13 protein-coding genes and 1 pseudogene are annotated in these 18,639 nt (G+C 71.9%); 6 read left to right on the forward strand and 8 right to left on the reverse strand.

Translation table 11 applies throughout. The features are described 5' to 3' along the window. Positions 1–6: 6 nt before the first annotated feature. The 3 genes and pseudogenes from ENC19_RS09065 (at position 7) to ENC19_RS09075 (ending at position 3,044) form a co-directional block, all read left to right on the forward strand. Complete coding sequence (locus tag ENC19_RS09065; protein WP_164446677.1) at positions 7–966, forward strand: hypothetical protein; 960 nt, start codon at positions 7–9, stop codon at positions 964–966. Positions 967–1,020: 54 nt separating this feature from the next. Beyond that, positions 1,021–2,375: pseudogene (locus tag ENC19_RS09070) on the forward strand (adenylosuccinate synthetase). Between the two features lie 54 nt (positions 2,376–2,429). Next, positions 2,430–3,044: a DedA family protein gene (locus ENC19_RS09075; protein WP_164446679.1), complete on the forward strand. Its 615-nt coding sequence runs from the start codon at positions 2,430–2,432 to the stop codon at positions 3,042–3,044. An 11-nt stretch (positions 3,045–3,055) separates the two neighbouring features. Here ENC19_RS09075 and ENC19_RS09080 read toward each other — a convergent pair whose 3' ends face one another. Beyond that, positions 3,056–3,694 (reverse strand): TetR/AcrR family transcriptional regulator, encoded by a 639-nt coding sequence (locus tag ENC19_RS09080; protein WP_216592742.1) that lies wholly within the window; start codon positions 3,692–3,694, stop codon positions 3,056–3,058. A gap of 67 nt (positions 3,695–3,761) precedes the next feature. Between ENC19_RS09080 and ENC19_RS09085 the strand changes: the two genes are divergently transcribed. From ENC19_RS09085 to ENC19_RS09095, 3 genes are read left to right on the forward strand one after another with little or no spacing between them, the layout of a single operon-like run. After that, positions 3,762–4,214: an SCP2 sterol-binding domain-containing protein gene (locus ENC19_RS09085; RefSeq protein WP_093403799.1), complete on the forward strand. Its 453-nt coding sequence runs from the start codon at positions 3,762–3,764 to the stop codon at positions 4,212–4,214. Position 4,215: 1 nt separating this feature from the next. Beyond that, entirely contained in the window at positions 4,216–5,430 is a 1,215-nt protein-coding gene (locus ENC19_RS09090; protein WP_164446683.1) for an acyl-CoA dehydrogenase family protein, read from the forward strand. Between the two features lies 1 nt (position 5,431). Beyond that, positions 5,432–6,994: an AMP-binding protein gene (locus ENC19_RS09095; protein WP_164446684.1), complete on the forward strand. Its 1,563-nt coding sequence runs from the start codon at positions 5,432–5,434 to the stop codon at positions 6,992–6,994. Positions 6,995–7,081: 87 nt separating this feature from the next. Here the strand turns inward: ENC19_RS09095 and ENC19_RS09100 are convergent, their stop codons facing one another. From ENC19_RS09100 to ENC19_RS09130, 7 genes are all read right to left on the reverse strand, one after another. After that, the gene (locus tag ENC19_RS09100; protein WP_328824187.1) at positions 7,082–12,163 is read right to left on the reverse strand and encodes a DNA repair ATPase; all 5,082 of its coding nucleotides are present in this window, start codon (positions 12,161–12,163) and stop codon (positions 7,082–7,084) included. Next, on the reverse strand, positions 12,156–14,177 hold the full coding sequence (locus tag ENC19_RS09105; RefSeq protein WP_164446685.1) for an SPFH domain-containing protein: 2,022 nt from the start codon (positions 14,175–14,177) through the stop codon (positions 12,156–12,158). The genes ENC19_RS09100 and ENC19_RS09105 overlap by 8 nt, the downstream gene beginning before the upstream one ends. A gap of 142 nt (positions 14,178–14,319) precedes the next feature. Further along, positions 14,320–14,952, reverse strand: a complete 633-nt coding sequence (locus ENC19_RS09110; RefSeq protein ID WP_164446687.1) for a hypothetical protein — start codon at positions 14,950–14,952, stop codon at positions 14,320–14,322. Positions 14,953–15,069: 117 nt separating this feature from the next. Beyond that, positions 15,070–15,666 carry a hypothetical protein gene (locus ENC19_RS09115; RefSeq protein WP_164446689.1) on the reverse strand — a complete coding sequence of 199 codons (597 nt, stop codon included), beginning with the start codon at positions 15,664–15,666 and terminating at the stop codon, positions 15,070–15,072. Further along, the gene (locus ENC19_RS09120; protein WP_164446691.1) at positions 15,663–16,166 is read right to left on the reverse strand and encodes an RNA polymerase sigma factor; all 504 of its coding nucleotides are present in this window, start codon (positions 16,164–16,166) and stop codon (positions 15,663–15,665) included. The genes ENC19_RS09115 and ENC19_RS09120 overlap by 4 nt, the downstream gene beginning before the upstream one ends. 160 nt (positions 16,167–16,326) lie before the next feature. Continuing rightward, a complete protein-coding gene (purD, locus tag ENC19_RS09125; RefSeq protein ID WP_164446692.1) occupies positions 16,327–17,577 on the reverse strand; it encodes a phosphoribosylamine--glycine ligase in 1,251 nt (416 codons plus the stop codon). Between the two features lie 84 nt (positions 17,578–17,661). Then, positions 17,662–18,600, reverse strand: coding sequence for a type IV toxin-antitoxin system AbiEi family antitoxin domain-containing protein (locus ENC19_RS09130; protein ID WP_164446694.1), 939 nt, complete (start codon positions 18,598–18,600; stop codon positions 17,662–17,664). Positions 18,601–18,639 lie beyond the last annotated feature (39 nt).

Below are 18,639 nucleotides of genomic sequence, written 5' to 3' on the forward strand. Positions count from 1 at the left end.
GCTGCCATGGGCAGCGGAGCATGGTCCACCGATGTGTACGACGCCGCCGACCGCTACCGCCGGGCCACCGGCACCAGCGCCTTCTCCTACAGCGACAGCGGAGCCCGGGTGGTGCACCCGGCGCTGGACCCGCGCGGCGCGGTCCGGGAGAGCCGGGACAGCGCGGAGCACCCGCAGTCGACCCCCGTCGCGGTCCTGTTCGACGTGACCGGCTCGATGGGGCACGTGCCCCGCGTTCTCCAGGCCAAGCTCCCGCAGTTGCTGGGGCTGCTGCTGCGCCAGGGCTACGCCCGCGACCCGCAGATCATGTTCGGCGCGATCGGGGACGCCACCTGCGACCGGGTGCCGTTGCAGGTGGGGCAGTTCGAATCCGACAACCGGATGGACGACGACCTCGGCCGGATCGTGCTGGAGGGTGGCGGTGGCGGCCAGATGCGGGAGTCGTACGAGCTGGCGCTGTACTTCATGGCCCGGCGCACGGTCACCGACAGCTGGGAGAAGCGTGGCCGGCGGGGCTACCTGTTCGTGATCGGCGACGAGCTGGCGTATCCGCGGGTGAAGGCCGGCGAGGTGAGTCGACTCGTCGCGGACGACCTGCGCGAGGACGTGCCGGTGCGGCAGATCGTCGACGAGGTCACCCGCCGCTGGGACACCTACTACCTGCTGCCCGCCGGCAGCCACTACGCCGGCAACCGCCGGGTGCTCGACTTCTGGCGTGACCTGCTCGGCCAGCACGCCCTGGAGCTGGACGACCTGGCCGCGGTCTGCGAGACCATCGCGCTCACCGTCGGTCTCGGCGAACAGGCGATCGACCTCGACCAGGGTCTGCGGGACCTGGACCGGGCCGGCTCGTCCGCCACCGGCACGGTGTCGAAGGCGCTCGCCCGGTTGGGCGGGAGATCGCGGGCCGAGGTGTCGGAGCTGCCGACGGGTCGGACCACCGGTCGCGGAGTGGTCCGGCTGTGACCCGGACGGCGGCGGGTGTGGTCCCGGGCGGCCCGGTGACCGGCGAGCCGGCGGATGCCGTGGCGGGTCGGTGGTCGACGGGCGGGCCGGCGGCGAGGGCCGCGCGGCCAGCACGTGATCGTGGTCGACCTCGGGTACGGCGACGCGGGGAAGGGCACCGTCGTGGACTGGCTCTGCGCGACCCGGCCGGTACGGACGGTGGTGCGGTTCAACGGGGGCGCGCAGGCGGCACACAACGTCGTGCTGCGCGACGGCCGGCACCACACGTTCGCCCAGTTCGGCGCGGGCACCTTCCGGCCCGGGGTACGCACCCACCTGTCCCGGCACGTGGTGGTGGACCCGCTGGCCCTGGCCGCCGAGGCGGACCACCTCGCCGCCGTCGGGGTGCCCGACGCGCTCGGCCGACTGACCGTGGACGGTGCGGCGCTGCTGGCCACCCGTACCACCGGGCCGCCAACCGGGCCCGGGAGCTGGCCCGCGGAGCCGACCGGCACGGTTCCTGCGGGCTGGGGGTGGGTGAGGCCGTCGCGTACGGTCTCGCCCACCCCGACCAGGCGCCCCGGGTGGCGGACTGCCGCAGCCCGGAGTTGCTGCGCCGCCGGCTGACCGTGCTGCGGGACCGGCTCAGCGCCGAACTCGGCCCGCTGGACGCCCCGCCGGTCGCCGACTGTCTGCCCGCGTACCGGGCCTTCGCCGAGCGGGTGGAAATCGTGGACCGGGGCTGGCTCGTCGCGGAGCTGCGCGCCGGCACCTGCGTGTTCGAGGGCGCGCAGGGGGTGCTGCTGGACGAGTGGCACGGCTTCCACCCGTACACCACGTGGAGCACCACCACCGCCGCCAACGCGGAGGCGCTGCTGGCCGAGGCGGGGCTGGCCGGGTCGGCGACCCGGCTGGGCGTGCTGCGTACGGTCACCACCCGGCACGGGCCGGGTCCGCTGGTGACCGAGGATCCGGCGCTCGGGTTGACCGATCCGCACAACCCGACGAACCCGTGGCAGGGCCGTTTCCGATTCGGCCACTTCGACGCCGTCGCCCACGCGTACGCCCTGGCGGTCGCCGGTGGGGTCGACGGCCTGGCGCTGACCCACCTGGATCTCGTCGGTCAGGGTCTCGACCTGCGGATCTGCCACCGCTACACCGACTCGGACGGGCTGGTGCCCGGCCCACCCGGCGACCTCGACCGGCAGGCGGCGCTCACCACCCGCCTGCTGCAGGCCAGACCGGTGTACGACCGCCCGTCGCCGGTCGACTGGCCCACGGCGGTGGAGCAGACGCTGGGCGTGCCCGTCGTGCTCACCTCACACGGTCCCACCGCCGAGGACAAGCGGGTGCGGGCGGTTCAGCTCGACGCCGCCCGTTCCGACCGCGGCACGGTCACCCGGTCGGCGGTGGGTGGAAGGCCCCATTAGCGGTGATCCGTCCGTCCCGCCCCGATGTCCCCGCCCGACGGCGAGCATGTAGCCATGGAGGCCGCGCTCGACCTGCTCCGGCACACGCTCACCTCGCCGTGGGTGTATCTGCTGCTGTTCGGGCTCACCGCCGTCGACGCGGTCTTCCCGCTGGTGCCGGCCGAGGCGGCGGTCATCACCGTCACCGTCCTCGCCACCGGCGGCGAGCCGAATCTGGTGGTGGTGTTCATCGTGACCATGCTCGGTGCCGTGCTCGGCGACCACATCTCCTACGCCATCGGGCGCGGCGGCGGCTCCGGTCGGCTGGATCGTTCGCCGGAGAACAGCCGACGCCGGGCCGGATCGCAGTGGGCGCGGCGGGCGGTGTGCCGGCACGGCGGCGTCATCCTGACCTCCGCCCGGTACCTGCCCGGCGGGCGGACGGCGGTCACCCTGACCATGGGGGCGGTGCGCTACCCACTGCGCCCGTTTCTGCTCTACGACCTGATCGGCGGCGGCACGTGGGCGCTGTACTGCGTGCTGCTCGGCCTCGTCGGCGGGCTGGCCTTCGAACGCGAGCCGAACTACGGCATCCTGGCCGGCATCGGCCTGTCGATCGCGGTCACGTTGCTGGTGCAAGTGACACGCAGGCTACGCCGCCGCGCCCACCACCGGGCCGCCCGGCGCTGAGGCCCGGCCGGTCAGGCCACGGGCGGATGCCAGGTCAGGCCGTGCAGCAGTTGCCCGGCGCCGAGCCAGGCGACGTTCATCATCTGGGTGGCGGTCTTCTCCGGGTCGGCCTCCGGATGGTCGGCCAGCCAGTCGGCAAGTGACTCGCTCGCACCGACCAGCGCGTACGCGACCACCTCCAGCTCGGTGTCGGCCACCTCGCGCCCCTCGGCGCGCAGCGCGTGGTCGAGCATCCCGGCGACCACCTCCACCAGCCGGGCCCGCATGACGGTCAGCTCACGCGCGAAGGGCTGCTCGGCGCGGGCCTGCCGGTAGAGCACCGCCCAGCCGTCCCGGTGCGCGCCGACGAAGCCGAGGAAGGCACGTAACCCGCGCCAGAGTCGCTCGTCGGCGGGCAGGTCGGGGGCGGCGGCACCGGCGATGGCCTCCACCATCCGGGTGCCCTCGCGGTGCAGACAGGCGACGAAGAGTTCCTCCTTGCTGCCCAGGTACGCGTACACCATGGGCTTGGAGATGCCCGCCACCTCGGCGATCTCGTCCATGCTGGCACCGTGGTACCCACGCCGGGAGAAGATCCGTACCGCGGAGTCGAGCATCTGCTGCTGCCGTACGGCGCGCGGGAGGCGCTTGAAGGCGGGACCGGTGGACACCTTGCGAGCATACCTACTCGTGCGTAAGGTTACGCACGAGTAGCCAATGTCCGAGAGGTGCCTTCCCATGACTGACTTCGACCCGGCCAACTTCGCCAACGTCGGCCCGAAGGAGTTCGCCCAGCTCGTCAAGAACACCCCGGAGAGCAAGCTGGCCGAGGTGATGTCCGGTGACCTGCGCGGCAAGATCCTCGGCGAGGTCTTCGGGCGGATGCCGCAGCTGTTCCGCGCCGACCGGGCCGGCTCCACCAACGCCGTCATCCACTGGAACATCACCGGCGCCCCGGACGGCGGTACCGACACCTACGAGGTGGTCATCGCCGACGGCACCTGCACGGTCAACGAGACCCCGCAGCACGACCCCCGGCTCAGCCTGACCATGGGCCCGGTCGAGTTCCTGAAGATCGTCTCCGGCGGCGCCAACCCGGTCATGATGTTCATGACCGGCAAGCTCAAGGCCAAGGGTGACCTGGGCCTGGCCGCCAACATCGCGAACCTCTTCGACATCCCCAAGGCCTGACATGGCCGAGTTCTCGCTCGACCTGAACGAGGAACAGCGGGATCTACGGGACTGGGTGCACGGCTTCGCCAGCGAGGTCGTGCGCCCAGCCGCGGCCGAGTGGGACACCCGCGAGGAAACCCCCTGGCCGATCATCCAGGAGGCGGCGAAGGTCGGGCTCTACGGCTTCGAGTTCCTCGCCACCTGCTGGGCCGATCCCACCGGGCTGTCGCTGCCGATCGCCAGCGAGGAACTGTTCTGGGGCGACGCCGGCATCGGGCTGAGCATCTTCGGCACCTCGCTGGCGGTCGCCGCCATCTACGGCGCCGGCACCCCGGACCAGCTCGTCGAATGGGTGCCGCAGTGCTTCGGTGACGTCGACTCCCCGGCCGTCGCCGCCTTCTGCAGCTCGGAGCCGGAGGCCGGTTCGGACGTCGCCGCCATGCGTACCCGGGCGACCTACGACGAGTCCACCGACGAGTGGGTGCTGCGCGGGCAGAAGGCGTACGCCACCAACGGCGGGATCGCCGGAGTGCACGTGGTGACCGCCTCCGTCGAACCGGAACTGGGCTCGCGGGGACAGGCCGCGTTCGTCGTACCACCGGGCACCGCCGGCCTCAGCGCCACCCGCAAGCTGCGCAAGCTCGGCCTGCGCGCCTCACACACGGCCGACGTCTTCCTCGACGACGTCCGGGTACCGGGCCGGTGCCTGCTCGGCGGCAGGGAGGCGTTGGCGGAACGCCTGGCCCGCGCCCGCACCGGGCAACGCGCCTCCGGCCAGGCCGCGATGCGTACGTTCGAGCTGTCCCGACCCACCGTCGGCGCGCAGGCGCTCGGCGTGGCCCGGGCCGCCTACGAGTACGCCCTGGACTACGCGAAGGAACGCGTCCAGTTCGGTCGCCCGATCATCACCAACCAGGCGGTCGCATTCACGCTCGCCGACATGAAGATGGAGATTGACGCCGCGCGGCTGCTGGTCTGGCGGGCCTCCTGGATGGGCCGGAACAACCGACCGTTCACCGCCGGTGAGGGCTCGATGTCCAAGCTCAAGGCCGGCGAGGTGGCCGTCTCGGTGACCGAGAGGGCGGTCCAGCTGCTGGGTGGTGCCGGCTTCCTACGGGACCACCCGGTCGAGCGCTGGTACCGGGACGCCAAGATCTACACCATCTTCGAGGGCACCTCGGAGATCCAGCGGCTGGTCATCTCCCGGGCGATCTCCGGGATGCAGATCCGCTGACATGGATCTGCCGTTCATCGTCACCACGCTGACCCGGCGGGGCCTGCTCGCCCCGGGTCGTCCGATCCGCGTCGCATCGCAGCTCAGCGCGCTACGCAAGTGGGGTTGGAGCCTCGCCGGTGAACTGCGCCAGGCGGCGGCCCGGGACCCGGGCCGGGTCGCCGTCATCGACGAGCAGGGCACCGAGCTGACGTACGCCGAACTGCTCGACCGGTCCATGCGGCTCGCCCGCGCGCTGCGTGCCGCACTCGGCGTCCAGGCCGGCGACCGGATCGCCGTGCTCGGTCGCAACCACCCGGGGCTGATCGAGACCATCGTCGCCGCCACCCTGCTGGGCGCGGACGCGGTGCTGGTCAACACCGGTCTCTCAGCGGCGCAACTGGCCACCGTGGCGCAGGAGCAACGACTGCGGATCCTGGTGCACGACGACGAGTTCACCGAACGGACCCTCGGGCTGCCGGCGGACCTGCACCGCCTCGACGAGCAGGCCCGAAACGAACTGATCGACACCGCGCTCCCCGGCGAGCTGCACCCGCCCGAGCGGGACGGCCGGATCATCGTGCTCACCTCCGGCACCACCGGTGCGCCCAGGGGCGCCCGCCGACCCACCCCGAACGGCTTCGGCCCGCTGGTCTCCATCATCGACCGGATCCCGCTGCACGTCCGGGACCGGGTGCTGATCGCCGCCCCGATCTTCCACACCTGGGGGTACGCGGCCCTACAGGTCTGCTTCGCCCTGCGGGCCACGATCGTGCTGCACCGACGCTTCGACCCGGCCGCCACCCTCGACGCCCTGGTGCGGCACCGCTGTCAGGCACTGTTCGCGGTGCCGGTGATGCTGCAACGACTGATTGAGCTGCCGCCGCCGGAGCACCGACCGCCGCTGAAGGTGGTCGCGGTGAGTGGCTCGGCGCTGCCCGGCGGGCTGCCGGCGGCGTTCATGGACACCTACGGCGACGTGCTCTACAACCTCTACGGATCGACCGAGGCGTCCTGGGCTTCCATCGCCACCCCCGCCGACCTGCGCCGGGCACCCACCACCGCGGGCAGGCCGCCGCACGGCACCCGGCTGGAGATCGTCGACGACGACGGTCGACCGGTGGCCGCCGGCCGGGTCGGGCGGATCCTGGTCGGCAACGAGATGCTCTTCGAGGGCTACACCTCGGGCGCCGACCGGGCTCGGCACGACGGCCTGCTGGACACCGGCGATCTGGGCCGGGTCAACACCGACGGACTGCTCTTCGTGGACGGCCGCGCCGACGACATGATCGTCTCCGGCGGGGAGAACGTCTTTCCCGCCGAGGTGGAACAGCTGCTCACCCAGCTCCCCCAGGTGCGCGAGGCCGCCGTCATCGGCGTACCCGACCCCGACTACGGCCAGCGGCTCGCCGCCTTCCTCGCGCTGTACCCCGGCGAGACCCTCGACGCCGAGGCGGTCCGCGAGTACGTCCGGCACTACCTGGCCCGTTTCTCGGTGCCCCGCGACGTCGTCTTCGTCAGGTACCTGCCCCGCAACGCCACCGGCAAGGTGCTCACCCGCGAACTACGCCGCTACTACGGCTGACGTCGGCAGAGGTACCACGACTTGCGGCAACCCGGGCCATCACCTCGGCGGGAAGGCCCCACTTGCCGCAAGTCGTGACGTCGGGGATCAGCGGTCGGTGGCGCGGCCGATGGCGGCGGCGACGCCGCCGACCCGGTCGGCGAGCAGGCCGAGCGCGCCGACCGCCCGGTCGACCGGGTCGTCGCCGGTGCCGCCGAGCGCCCGCGAGCGCTGGAAGGCGTCCTTCACCTCGGCCCAGCGGGCGGCCTGCTCCGGCGTGAGCCGACCGCGTAGCTCGGCGAGCTTGAGCAGGTTGGCCTCCGCGCCGGCCGCCAGGGTCTGCGCCTCACCCAGGTAGTGATCGTCGATCACCGCCTCCAACTCCTCGTCGGTGAGCACCGGGACGATCCGTTCGGCCAGCTTGTTCATGTTCCGGTACGACCCCTGTAGCTGGAACGGCGGTTCGGTGCGGGCGTCGTCGGACTGCGCCGCCGAGGCGATGTACGCCTGGTTGTTGGCCAGCACCACCTGCTGCACCCGCAGCAGCTTGCGCAGCACCGAGACGACCTGCTCCAGCTCCACCGGCTGGTACGGGTGGGACAGCTGGTCGGCGCGGACCGTGTCGTCGCCCCGAGCCATCCGCACCAGCAGCTCCAGGTCGGCCCGGTCCCGACCGGACAGCGGTGCCAGCACCGGGTTCGCGGTGAGCGCGTTCTCGACGTAGCTGAGCGCGAAGACCTCCTCCCGGCCGGAGAGCACGTCGCCGAGGTTCCACACGTCGGCCCGGTTGGCGAGCATGTCCGGCACCCGGAACCGCTTCCCCGACTCGGTGTACGGGTTGCCCGCCATGCACACCGCGAACCGCTTGCCGCGCAGGTCGTACGTCCGGGTCCGGCCCTCCCAGACGCCCTCCATCCGGCGTTGCCCGTCGCAGAGCGAGATGAACTTCTGCAACAGCTCCGGGTTGGTGTGCTGGATGTCGTCGAGGTAGAGCAGCACGTTGCTGCCCAGCTCCAGGGCGAAGGAGATCTTCTCGACCTCCTGCCGGGCGGTGGCGTCTGGCGCCTCCGCCGGGTCCAGCGAGGTGACCTTGGTGCCCAGGGCCGGCCCGTTGACTTTGACGAAGACCAGGCCGAGCCGACTGGCCACGTACTCCATCAGGGTGGTCTTGCCGTAGCCGGGCGGTGAGATCAACAGCAGCAGGCCGGACTGGTCGACCCGCTTGCCGTCGCCGGTCGCGCCGAGCTGCCGGGCCAGGTTGTCGCCGATCAGCGGCAAATACACCTCGTCGAGCAGCCGGTTGCGGACGAAGGCGTTCATCACCTTCGGCCGGTACTCCTCCAGCCGCAGTCGCTCCCGCTCGACCTCCACCAGCGCGTTGCGTCGCCGCTGGTAGTCCCGGTACGCCGGCACCAGGTCGGTGCGGAACGTGCGGGTCCGGGCCAGCATCTCGTCCAGCCGTACGTCGAGAGTGGAGCCGTCGATGCGCGGATGCGCGCCGAGCAGGCCGCCGACCGTTTCCGTCATCGTCGCCGCGCTGTCCTCCCGCGCCAGGTCGGGGCCGCACAGCTCGACGGCGACCGCCTCCGGCAGGTCGTAGCCGGACAGGCCGCCGTCGTCGGTGGCCAGGAAGGCGGTCAGCCACGCCTCGATCAGCTGGTATCGGCCGGCCAGGTCGTCACCGAGCGCCCTCAGGTCGTCGTCGAACTCGCGGGAGGAACGGGACTGCGGGCCGCCGAGCGCCCGGCGGAACCGGTCCAGCAGGGCACGCGCCCCACCGCCGGTGACGAACCGCACCGGCGGTGCGGCGAGTTCGGCGAACAGGTACTCGCCGGCGAGCGCGGTGCCGCCGGGCGGCACCGGCAGTCCGGCGTCGCGCAGGAACACCTCGATCGCCTCGGCCAGTTGGCCGCAGAGCTGGTCGGTGGCGTCCGCGCCGTCAGGGCGACCGAACCGCGCCCGGGCCCGGGCCAGCGAGGCGGCGCGTGCCGTCCAGGTCGACCGGGCCGACTCGTCGGTGGCGTACCGCCAGAAGAGTTGGGCGGCGGCGCGGTCGGCCGGCGGGTAGCGCAACAGCCCCGCGCCGGCGTGCAGGCGCAGCAGTACCCGCAGGATCTCGGCCGCGTCGTGGTCGTGCACGCCGCGCTCGTAGCCCTCGTCGTAGCGGGTCTCGGCGATCCGCCGGACCAGTTCCCGCAGCCCGTCGACGTCCACCGCCGCCGTGTGCAACTCGTCCAGTCCGGGGCCGTCGCGACCGGCCTCGGCGGCGGCCAGGATCGAGGTGGCCAGGTACTCGGCCCGGTACACCTGCGCCGACTCGGAGACCAGCAACTGGTCCCAGAACCGTCGGGTCTGCTGGAACTCCTCGTCGCGTACCGGGGCGCGGTAGTCGGTGCCGGTCACCGCCACCACCATCCGGCCCTCGGCTGGCACCACCGCCACGTCGATCGGTTGGGTGTTCACCGCGAAGCGGTGCCGACCCAGCCGGATCGTCTCACCGCCGTCGGCGTACAGGTCGAGCCGGTCGCGCAGGCCACGCCCGGCCTCCTGGCGGGCGGCCCGGACCCGGCCGACCAGCTCCTCGGCCCGCACCGCGTCGCCGAGGGTACGCAGCTCCTCGACCACCGCGCGCAGCTTGTCCACCATCGGATCGGCCGCGAAGTAGGTGTTGATGTCGTCGAGCGAGCCGAGGGTGCCGGCTCGCCGGTGCACGCTGACCAGGATCCGTTCGGCGGAGGCGACGAGCCGGTCGGCGCGGCGGGCCCGCTCGTCGAGCAGCGCCTGCTTACGGGAGGAGAACGCCTCGTAGATGTCGGTGCGCCGGGTGGCCAGTTCGGCGAGGAAGTCGTCGAACTCGCCGAATCGGGACTCCAGCTCCTCCACCCGCAGCAGCAGCCGGCCCAGTTGCTCGTCGCAGCGCTCGGCGGTGTCCGCCGCCGCCAGCGCCCCGGTGACCGCCTGCCCGAGCAGGGCGAACTCGGCGGCGAAGCCGGCCCGGCCCTCCGCGGCGGCCAGCTCCCGGCGGCGCTTGTCCAGCACGGCGCGGGCCCGGTTGACCGCGCCCAGCACCTCACCGACGCGGCCCAGGATGCCGGTGCGGACGGTCGCGTCGGCGATGTCCAACCCGCCGACCACGTCGGTGATGGTCTGTAGTCCGTCGGTACGCGCGGCCAGCTCGTCGTGGACGGTGCCCGCCTCGGCCACCGTGCCGATCTCGGCGGCCTTCGTGGCGAGCCGCGCGACCTCCTGCTGGTAACCGGTGAACGCCTCGTCGCGGCGCAGGAACTCCACCGCCCGGCGACCGGCCACCGCCAGTTCCTCGTCGAGTCGACCGGCCAGCTCGTCGATCCGGGCGTGGTCGACGTAGCGCAGCTCCCGCAGCGTCTCCAGGTGCCCCCGGGCGCGGCGCAGGCCACCCAACTGGGTGACCCAGTCGTCGGCGGTCAGCGGCGCCTCGCCACGCGCCCGACGGGCCAGCGAGGCGATCTGCTCGGCGCTGTCGTCCAGTTCGGCACGGGCCCGCTCGGTGAGGGTCCGGACCTTCTCGTGCTCCTCCAGCACGGCCGCGGCGGTGCGACGCAGCCCGGCCAGCGGGGTGGCCAGGTCACCGAGGTCGTCCTCGCCGAGCCAGTGGTAGTGGTCGGTGATCCGGGCACAGGCGGCGAGCAACGCGTCGTAGACCTCGGCGGTGGCGGTGCCGTCGACCATCCGGGCCGCCGAGAGGCAGTCGGAGATGCCGCGTACCAGGTCGGCGTTGCCGATCCGCTCCAGCGGCCCGGTGCCGGCCGGCTGCGCCGCCGCGTACGCGTCCGAGACGTACGGCGTCTGCCAGACCTGCATCGGGTGGACCCGGGTCGGTTCCTCGGACACGGCCCGGAACACCACGAGGGTGCCGTCGTCGAACAGCGAGAAGCCGTGGCACGGGATCGGTGCGGCCACCTCCTTGCGGATCGCGTTGTACGGCAGCAGCAGGCTGCGGCCGTCGGCGCGGGCATGGAAGACGTAGAGCACGTCCTCGCCGTTCGGCGAACGCACCACCCGCTCAAACTCCAGCTCCGACACGTCGGTGTCGAACGTCCTGGTGACGCCGGTGACCAGGTGGTATCCGCCCGGAAAGATGATGCCGTGGTCCTCGGGGAGCCGCTGGCAGGCGACGCCGATGCCGTCGAGCCGGACCACCTCCCGGGTGAGCGTGTTGAACACGAGGTGCCGCCACTGCGTCTCCTTGTACGGCCGCAGCCGCAACAGGATCAGCGGCCCCACCCGGGCCCAGTGCACGTCGGCGTCGGCGAGACTCTGCAACGGCTCGTCCACCGGCTCGCTGTAGACGCCCTCGCCGACCTCGGTGTTGTTCTCCACCTTGACGGTCAGCGTGCCGCCGACCGTCTCCACGAAGACCTGGCCGTCGATCGAGATGTGCGGATGCCGGCCGAGGACGTGGTCCTCGCGGGTCGTCTCGGTCCACTCGAAGTCGTGTGACGGCGGGAAGACGTGGTCCCGCTCGCCCCGGCTGTCCAGGTACTCGGGCACCCCGTCGACGCCGACCCGCCACCGCAGCACCCGGATGTCCTCGGTGCGCGGACCGGTCTGGAACACCGCCAGCAGCCGACCGTCGACCCGACGCAGCTGCAGCAGGCGGGCCTGCCGGTAGTAGCGGTACAGCTCACCGAAGTCGCGGACGAACTGCGGGTCGCGGAGCAGGCCGGGCAGCTCGTCGTGGCCCGCCTCGTCGAACCGGAACCCGGCCACCTCCGGTCCGTCGTCACCGCCTTCGCCGGCTTCTCGGGACTCGCGACCGAACCGGTGCAGCGAGAAGACGTCGTCGACGGAGGTCTCCGGCTTCAACCCGATGAACACGTTGTAGCCGAACAGCATCAGCCCGCCCACCGAGACGATGTCCCGGGGTACGCAGTTGTGCTCCGTACGGATCCGTTCGGTGCTCAGCAGCCGCAGCTCGGTGCTGCCGAAGACCTCCAGCCGCCGGGCGTTGAGCGCCTCCGCCCGGCGGGCCAACTCGCCTGCCTGGGTGGCGAGCCGCCGACGCAGCACCTCGTAGCTGCCGTCGTCCAGGCCCGGCCGGGTGCCGACGTCCGCGGCTCCCGGCCCGGTCGGGTCCGAGACGGCCGGGGCCGGTCCGGCGTCGCCGGGCGTACGCCCGACGGCGGCCGGACCGGTGGTCGGCTCACTCACCGGCGCGCTGCCGTGGGCCGGTCAGGGCGGCGACCGGGGTCTCCGCCACGCCGAGGCGCTGCGCGGCCTTCAGCAGTTCCTGGAGCTTGCCCTTGTCCCCGCCGCCGGAGCGCATCTGCTGCATCAGGAACGCCGAGAGGGTGAGGTTCTGCACGTCGGCGCTGTCGATCGAGCCGACCATCCGGGCCAGGTCGTCGGTGAAGCTGGCGCTGCCGTCCAGCCACGGCTGGGCGAGGTTCTTCGCCACGTCGGAGTGGGCCACGAAACCGTCCACGCTCTTGCCGTACGAGATCGAGCTGAGCAGCCGGTCGAAGAAGATGCTGTCGCCGCCGACGATGTCGATGTTCGCCTTCTCCAGGCCGGTGGCGACCAGCTTGGCCTGCGCCTCGGCGACCTGACGCTGGGTGTCCAGCCCGGCCAGCCGGACCTCCTTCTCCAGTTCCAGGCGCAGTCGGTACTCCTCGTGCTCCCGGGTCGCGTCGTCGAGCGCGGCCATCGCGGCGGCCTTCTCGGTGAGACCCTCGGCCTCGCCCTTGAGCTTCTCGCGTACCGCCTCGGCGGCGGCCACGGCCTTCTCCCGCTCGACGGCGGCCTCGGCCCGTCCGACCTTCTCGATCGCCTCGGCGCTGCGCTCCTGGACCTGCACCTCGGCCAGCCCGGCCGCGGCCGCCTCGGCCTGGACGCCTTCGGCCAGCCGGATCTTCGCGCGGGTGTCCAGCTCGGCGGCCTGCTGCCGGGCCTCGGCCAGCACCAGTTCCTCGCGGGCGCGGTGCTTGGCCGCCGCCTCGGCGGCCTCCGCCGCCTTGATGTCCTTGACCAGGTTCTCCTGCGCCTCGGCCTCGGCCTGGATGACCAACGCCTGCCGGGTCCGCTCGGCCTCCTCGACCACCCGCAGCCGCTTGATGTTCTCCTCCTGCTCGGCCACGGTCTTCTCCACCGCGATCCGCTCCCGGATCACCTCGGCGATGGCCCGCTTCTCGGCCTCGACCTCCTTGTCCTTCGCGATCGTGCTCAGCTCGGTCTCCCGGTCCCGGCCGATCACCTCCAGCAGGCGGTCCTTCTCGATCCGCTCGGTCTCGATGGCGATGACCCGCTCACGGTTCTTCTCGGCGACCGCGATCTCCCGGGCCCGGTTCTCGTGCTGGATGCCCAACTGCTCGTCGGTACGGATGTTCGCCGTCTCCGCCCGCAGGCGCTCCTCCGCGCGTACCCGGGTGACCTCGGCCTCTTCGCGGGCCCGTACCGTCTCGATCTCGCGGCGCTGCTTGGCCTCGGCGTCCGCCTGCCGGCGCTCCAGCTCCAGAATCGCCTCCCGAGCGTCGACGTTCTGCCGGGTGATCTCCTTCTCCTCGCTGCGGCGGAACTCGTTGGTCCGCACGTGCTCCAGCGCGGTCAGCTCGGTGATCTTCCGGATGCCCTGGGCGTCGAGGATGTTCTTCGGGTCGAGCTGCGCCATCGGCGTCTGCTCCAGGAAGTCGATCGCCGCGTCCTCCAGGCTGTAGCCGTTGAGGTCGGTGCCGATCACCCGGATGATCTGGTCCCGGAACTCGTCGCGCTTGGTGTAGAGGTCGACGAAGTCGAGTTGCTTGCCGACCGTCTTGAGCGCCTCGGAGAACTTCGCGTTGAACAGCTCCTGGAGGGTTTCCCGGTCGCTGGCCCGCGCGGTGCCGATCGCCTGCGCCACCTTGATGACGTCCTCGACGGTCTTGTTCACCCGGACGAAGAAGGTGATCCGGATGTCCGCCCGGATGTTGTCGCGGCAGATCAGACCCTCGTTGCCGGTCCGTTCGATGTCGATCGTCTTGACCGAGATGTCCATGATCTCGGCCTTGTGCAGGACGGGCAGCACGACCGCGCCGGTGAAGGTCACGTCGACCCGCCGCACCTTGGACACGATCAGGGCCTTGCCCTGCTCGACCTTGCGGAACAGCCGGCTGACCATGAACACCACGCCGAGCGCGACGAGCAGGACAACGGCGAGGAGTACGCCTATACCGGTGGTGATGACATCCATGGCTGGGCGCGCGTGCGATGGCGACCGGCCGAGAAGGCCGGACGGGACGCCGCGCATCCTCCTTTCGGGGCGGCTCAGGGGCAGCGTGGGGCGGGCCGGCCGAAGGGGGTTGACCGGCCGCACTCGGCGGGTTGGTGGTGAACTATTCGGGAACGTGTCTCAGCGGGTCGAAGGCGGGTCCGGCGGGCATCACCCAGAAGAACTCGCCGTCGGTGTCGTAGTCGTAGATCAACGCGGAGCTGCCGGCCGGCATCCGCTCGTCGCCCGGTTGCCGGATCTGCACCACCGCCGACGAACCGTCGGCCGCGGTCACCTCGGCCTGACCGAAGTCGGCGGTGACCGTACCGGTGCGTACGACGCAGAGGCGGCCGACGAAGGCGTGCCGGGTGGCGTCCGTCTCGGTGGGGAAGAGTCGGCTCAACGGCACCGCGACCAGCCGGGTCACCAGCCACGCGCAGGCCGCGGCGCCCAGCAGGACACCGACCGAGACGGCTATCCGGGTGCCGGAACCGAGCCCGAGGCCGTCCAGCAGGGCGGTGCCGGCGAGACTGACGAACCAGGCCACCGCCACGAGCAGGGAGAAGATGACGGCACTGGGCACACCGCCCAGGCCGAGACCGGCAAGTACGGTGCCCGGCACGCCGTCGACGTCGAGGTCGTCGCCGAGATCCAGCACGCCGGTCAACACCAGCAGCCAGTAGCCGACGACCACCACCAGAAGGAAGCTGAACAGCACGGTCGGAAAGCTGAGCGCCGCGCCGAGAAAGCCGGTCACCGCGTCCTCCTTCCCCGTCCCGATGGCCCTGGCCGGCCACCGGCACGATGATCGTGACACGGGATGTCAACGGCCCACGGTGGCCGATCGGCCGGTCCAGCCGGCCTGAACGGTCGCCTAACCGAGATTGGCCTCGATGAGGGCGTCCAGCGTCGACCACCGGGTCTTTGCATCTGCTGCCGTCACCGCCAGGAACCAACAGCGCCCGTCCGGTGCCCACGCCGACAGGTACGCCGTGGACGTCGCCGGCTCGTCCGTGGCCAGCACCTCGGCACTGGTCGGGACGGTCACCTCGCGCGGTGTGCCGGGCAGGCCCGGTGGAGCCTCGAAATCGGTCACCGCCACCACTCGGGAAACCGGGCCGGCGCCCTCGTACGCCGACCGGGTGCCGGCCGGCACCACCTCCGGCCGGGCCATCCGCAGCACCGCGTTGGTGGCGTCGACCGGCAGCAGATCGGGCGGCAGGCCCCGCAGCTCGGGTGCGACCGGGCTGGCCGGAGGCCCGACGGAGGACGGCGAAGGTTCGTCGTGCCGTGCCGTCGCGGCCATGACCACCGCCAAGCCGACGACCGCGCACGAGGCGAGCGCGGCGGCGGTGGCCCGCACCCGGCGGCGACGGCGCAGCCGGGCCCGCACCGCCGGCAGCGGATCCGGCGCGGGCGCCCCGGGCTCGGTGGTCCACACCCGACGCAGCGCGTCCCGGACGTCGGTCATCCCGCCGCCTCCATCTCCGGGCGTACCCGGGCGATCGGCAAGCCGTCCCGCACGGTGCCGAGGGCGCGATGACGCAGCGATCGGACGGTCCCCGGGCGGCGCCCGATCGCCGCCGCGATCGACTCGTCGTCCAGGTCGTCCAGGTAGGTCATGACCAGTACCACCCGCTGCAACGGGGCCAGCCCGGCGAGCAGCCGGCGCAGGTGACCGTCGTCCACCCGACCGACCTCGGCACCCACCGGCCTTCCGGCGGTCGGCAGCGACCGGACCCGACGGGCGATCCTCCGCAGCCGGCTCACGTGCAGCCGGACCATGGCGACCTTCGCGTACCCGAGCGGACTGCCGTCGGCCAGGAGCCGATGCCACGACGTGGCCACCCGCGCGTAGGTCTGCTCGAGGAGCTCCTCGGCCTGGCCCGGATCGGCGGTGACGGCGCGGGCGTACCGACGCAGCGTCGGTGCGGATTCGCGTACGAACGTCTCGAACTCGTCGGCGTCCATCCCACCTCCCTCACCGGTTAGAGACGCCACCACCGATGCGTCGAGTTGCCGTGTCGGCGGTTGGTTTTCCGACGCGTCACGGCACCGGTGAAACGAGCACCCTCGGCAACGGTAGGCATACCGACAGTGTCCCTTATCGACCTGCCCCGGCACCTGCCCATCAGCCGGGCAGGGTGATCCGGCCGTCGATGGCGGTGGCGGCGATGTCCCGGCGGTAGTGCGATCCGGGCAGCTCGATTCCGCGTACCACCTGGTAGACGGCGTCGCGGGCGGCGGCCAGGTCCGGGCCGGTGGCCGTACCACAAAGGACCCGGCCGCCGGCGGAGAGCAGGGCGCCGTCGGCGGTCCGGCGGGCGGTGCCCGCGTGGATCACGCCGGGCTGTTCGCCGCCGGTGATCACGTCGCCGGTACGCGGCCCCGCCGGATAGCCCTCGGCGGCGACCACCACCGTCACCGCGGCGCCGGTACGCCAGCGCAGCGGCGGATGGTCGGCAAGAGTGCCGGTGGCGGCGGCGTGCAGCAGCCCACCCAGCGGCGTCTCCAGCAGCGCGAGCACCACCTGGGTCTCGGGGTCACCGAAGCGGGCGTTGAACTCGATCACGCGGGGGCCGTCGGCGGTGATCGCCAACCCGACGTAGAGCAGGCCGGAGAAGGGCGTGCCCCGGCGGCGCATCTCGGCGAGCGTCGGGTGCACCACGTCCCGCATGACCTCGTCCACCAGATCCGGCGGCGCCCACGGCAGCGGCGCGTACGCTCCCATGCCGCCGGTGTTCGGCCCGCTGTCACCGTCGCCGACCCGCTTGAAGTCCTGCGCCGGCAGCAGCGGCACCGCGGTCTCGCCGTCGGTGACCACGAACAGCGACACCTCCGGGCCGGCGAGGTACTCCTCGATCACCACGCGACCGCACTCGCGCGCATGAGCCTCGGCTGCGGCACGGTCGTCGGTGACCACCACGCCCTTGCCGGCGGCGAGCCCGTCGTTCTTGACCACGTACGGCGGGTCGAACCGGTCCAGGGCGGCAGCCGTGCTCGCCTCGTCGGTGCACGGGTAGGCCCGTGCGGTGGGTACACCGGCGGCGGTCATCACCTCCTTGGCGAAGGTCTTGGAGCCCTCCAGGCGGGCCGCCTCGGCCGACGGCCCGAAGACCGCGATGCCCTTCGCCCGAACCGCGTCGGCAACCCCGGCGACAAGTGGCGCCTCCGGCCCGATCACGACCAGGTCCGCGCCCACCTCGACGGCGAGCCCCGCCACCGCCACCGGATCGACCGGATCGACGGCCCGCAACTGCGCCACCGCCGCGATCCCCGGATTACCAGGTGCCGCGATCAGCGCCTCAACAGACGGATCATCGGCCAACGCCAGGGCGAGCGCATGCTCCCGCCCACCACCACCAAGAAGAAGAACCCGCACGCCGAGTCATCCTACCGACCCCGCCGCCGATCCCGTTGATCATGAAGTTATTGCCTCCGACACGCCGTAGCTTGGGCAACAACTTCATGGTCGGCCGCGCTCGGCGGCCATCTGCATGGCCTGTCGCACGGTCCAGGGGATGTACTCGGCCTGGAGTGTGTCAGCCCAGGTGAAGCGAAGGACGGCCCATCCCGCGTTGAGCAGTCGGTTCTGCCGACGGCGGTCAGCGAAGACAGCGACGGGGGCGCTGTGCGAGCCCTTCCCGTCAGCCTCCGCGATGATTCGGTGCCGCCGCCAACCCAGATCACCGATGCCGAGCAGATAGCCATCGTGGTCTCGTACCTCCAACTGAAGGACGTCGGGCGGGACCCGTCCGTCAACGCACCGCAACCGGGTGCGCGTCTCCAGCGGAGACTGTGCCCGGCAATCCGCCTCAGCGAGGTAACCACGGGCCGCTACCGCCCCACGCCGTCCCCGGATGAGGCGATGGATGGCGGGCAGGTCTTCATCCCGGACCAACCTCTGGTTGAGCGCAGAGTCGACGAGGCACACCGCCGGATAGCGGGGCAACCTCAGGATGAGATCCGCGACTGTTCGTACCGGCACGGTGGCGGCGATCCCGGCAACCTCACCGAGTTGTGTCGGCTCGATCGCGAGTTGGTGCAGCGTAACCTGCGAATCGTTCGGTCTCACCGGCCGCGCGGCGATGCCGGGCACCGAAACGTGGATTTCCTCTGACCTCTGGACGCCGGCGATGTCATACAGCTCGGCGGCCGTCGCCAGCACCGCAGCGGCACCGGGGCCGAATGACGCGACCGCCGCCCTGATCCGCGCCCGGCGCGGCACCCCGTCGTGCAGATCAGCATCCACCAGGTAGGCACCTCTGGCCACCGTGCGCCACCGGCCGGCGCGGCAGAGCCGATGCACCTCGTGCACTGTCAGCCCGGCGGCACGGGCCTGAGCCAACGTGACCACCGAGTCCTGCCTGGCCGCCACCTGTCGGACCACCGTCAACGCATCCACCCGACTGACTGTCCAGGGCCACGGAGATCGACGAAACCC

It is taken from the genome of Verrucosispora sioxanthis (assembly GCF_010560025.1).
Taxonomy (GTDB): domain Bacteria; phylum Actinomycetota; class Actinomycetes; order Mycobacteriales; family Micromonosporaceae; genus Micromonospora; species Micromonospora palythoicola.